Annotated in this window: 3 protein-coding genes; all 3 read right to left on the bottom strand. The window is 65.3% G+C overall.

The window, feature by feature from the left end; genetic code table 11:
• Positions 1 to 79: 79 nt before the first annotated feature.
• Complete coding sequence (locus tag Q8Q83_RS10450; RefSeq protein ID WP_305623471.1) at positions 80 to 979, bottom strand: EamA family transporter; 900 nt, start codon at positions 977 to 979, stop codon at positions 80 to 82.
• 48 nt (positions 980 to 1,027) lie between these two features.
• Positions 1,028 to 2,524: an MDR family MFS transporter gene (locus Q8Q83_RS10455; protein WP_305623474.1), complete on the bottom strand. Its 1,497-nt coding sequence runs from the start codon at positions 2,522 to 2,524 to the stop codon at positions 1,028 to 1,030.
• Between the two features lie 49 nt (positions 2,525 to 2,573).
• The coding region (locus Q8Q83_RS10460; RefSeq protein ID WP_305623473.1) for an HlyD family secretion protein at positions 2,574 to 2,958 on the bottom strand (385 nt) is incomplete at its 5' end.

Below are 2,958 nucleotides of genomic sequence, written 5' to 3' on the forward strand. Positions count from 1 at the left end.
AAGCGCGTTAGCCGCAAGCGGCTTGCCGAGCCTGTTTTTAACGCAGCAGGGCCGACGCGCAGCTGGCTTTAATGGGTTCTTAGCGGCGGCCAAAGATAATCAGCACCACCCCGCCCAGGGTGATGGCGCAGGCCAGCAGTGCCAGCAGGCTGAGGCGTTCGTCCAGCAGCAGATAACCCAGCAGCAGGGCCACCACCGGATTGACGAAGGCGAAGGTCGATACCAGGCTCGGCCGCACTTCGCGCAGCAGCCAGAAATACGCCGGGTACACGCCGAGGCTGACCGGCAGCACCAGATAAGCCAGCCACAGCCAGGCCTCGCCGCTTATGGCGGCTAGGTCAAGGCCTTGCCAGTCGCCGTGGGCCACGCCGAATAGGGCCAGCAGCAGCGCGCCGATCAGCATTTGCAGGCTCAAGCCCAGCCAGCTGGAGCGAAATGGCGGGCGCTGGCGCAGCAGCCAGGCGCCAATCGCCCAGCAGAGGGTCGCCACCACCACCAGGGCGCCGGCGAACCACTGCGTCGGGGAGGCCGAGCCGCCCAGGCCGTTATTCATCAGCAGGACTATGCCACCGCAGGCCACGGCCAAGCCGAGCAGCACCCAGGGCGGCGGGCGTTCGCCGAGCAGCCATTCCAGGGCCACGCTCCATAGTGGCAGGGTGGTGTAGAGCATCGCCAGCATGCCGGTCGGCAGGAACTGGTTGGCGTAGATCAAGGCGCCCTGGCCGACAGCGATCAGCGCCAGAGCGCCGATCAGCGCCCCACCCCAGTCGCTGCGCTGGATGCGCAACTGACCGCTGAGGATCACCCAGGCCAGGGCCAGCAGGCCGGCAAAGGCGAAACGCAGGCTGCCGATCATGAAGGGCGGCAGCTCGCGCAGGAGAAAGTGGTTGGCCAGGTAGGTGGTGCCCCAGCCGATATAGATAATGGCAAAGGCGCCGATCAGCAGCAGGGTGCGGGCGCGGGACGCGGTGGCGGACATGACGGACCTGAAAACGACCACGCGCCGAGCAGTGGCGCGTGCAGTGGATTAATGAGCGGCAGCTGCGGTTGCGGGGGCGTTGGCCGGTAAGCGGCGGGTCAGCAACACGGCGAGCATGCTGATGCCGAGGGCGATGCCGATGCAATGGAAGGCGTCATTGTAGGCCATGATCGCCGCCTGCTGATGGGTGATCTCGCTGAGTTTGGCCAGGGCCGCCTGCTCGCTGCCGAGCTTCTCGGTCAGCAGCGCCAGGCGTTCGGCGACCTGCGGATTGCTCGGCACCAGCGACTCGCGCAGGTAGTCGAAATAGAGCTTGGCGCGGCTGTCGAGCAGGGTGGCGAGCAGGGCGATGCCGATGGCGCCGCCGAGGTTGCGCAGGATATTGAACAGGCTGGACGCCGAGCCGGCATCCTGGGACTGCACATACACTGTGGCGATCAGCGAGATGGTCACCATCACCAGGGGCTGGCCGAGGGCGCGGAGTATCTGGATCTGCTTGAACTGCTCGCCGGCAAAATCCGGGTTGAGCACGCCGGAGGCGAAACTGGCCGCGCCGAACAAGCCAAAACCCAGGGCGCACAGCCATTTGGGCGAGACTTTCTTCATTAGCAGCGGCACCAGCGGGATCAGGAACAGCTGCGGCACCCCCATCCACATGATCACCTCGCCGATCTGCAAAGCGTTGTAGCCCTGGATCTGCGCCAGATACAGCGGCAGCACGTAAATCGAACCATACAGGCCCATGCCCAGACCGACGCTGGAGATACTCGACAGGCCGAAGTTGCGCTCGCGCAGCACGCCGAGGTTGATCAGCGGGTTGGGTCGCGACAGTTGCAGGATGACGAACAGCACCAGGCTGATCGCGGCGATGCTGCCCAGCCCGCTGATTAGGCTGGACTCCAGCCAGTCCTTACGGTGACCTTCCTCGAGAAATACCTGCAGGCAACCGAGGCCCAGGCCCAGGGTGAGAATGCCGGCGTAGTCGGTGCTTTTCAGCATCTGCCAATCCGGCGCCTTCTTCTCCAGGCCGTACATCAGCCCGGCGATCATCAGCAGGCCCGGCGGCACGTTGATATAGAAGATATATTCCCAGCCGAAGTTTTCCGTCAGCCAACCGCCCAGGGTCGGGCCTATCGAGGGGGCGAAGGTGGCGGTCAGGGCGAACAGCGCCATGCCCTTGGCGCGGTGATGCTCCGGCAGCTTGATCAAGGTCAGGGTGAAGGCCAGGGGGATCAGCGCGCCGCCGGTAAAGCCCTGCAGGGCGCGGAAGACGATCATGCTCTCCAGGCTCCAGGCCAGGGAGCAGAGCAAGGACGAGGCGAGAAAGCCGATCGACACCCAGACCGCCAGCCGGCGCGCCGAGAGCAGCTGCACCAGCCAGGCGGTGAGTGGGATCATGATGATCTCGGCCACCAGGTAGGAGGTGGAAATCCACGAGCCTTCCTCCAGGGTGGCCGACAGCGCGCCCTGGATGTCCTTCAGCGAGGAGTTGGTGATCTGGATATCCAGCACTGCCATAAAGGCGCCGAGCATGGCGCTCATCACCGCGATCCAGTCGCGCCGGCTCGGTTCGCCGGTCGGGCGCAGCAGCTCGTCAGCCGCCATGGCGGGTAGCGGCCTGGATGTCGACCTTGACCTCGACCGACATGCCGGGGCGGATCAGGCCCTGGAGCGGGTTGTCCGCGGCGAAGGTCAGCTTGACCGGAATGCGCTGTACCACCTTGGTGAAGTTGCCGGTGGCATTGTCCGGCGGCAGCAGGCTGAACTGCGCGCCGGAGGCGGCGAACAGGCTGTCCACCCGGCCCTCGATGGGGCTGTCGGGGAAGCTGTCGAAGCGCAGCTCGGCTTTCTGCCCGGGCTGCATATGGCCGATCTGGGTTTCCTTGAAGTTGGCTTGAATCCAGATGTCCTGGTCGGGCACCAGCGACAGCAGGTAGGCGCCGACCTGCACATATTGGCCATGGCGGGCCGCACGCTGG

This window comes from Pseudomonas sp. (genome assembly GCF_030696055.1).
Lineage (GTDB): Bacteria > Pseudomonadota > Gammaproteobacteria > Pseudomonadales > Pseudomonadaceae > Aquipseudomonas.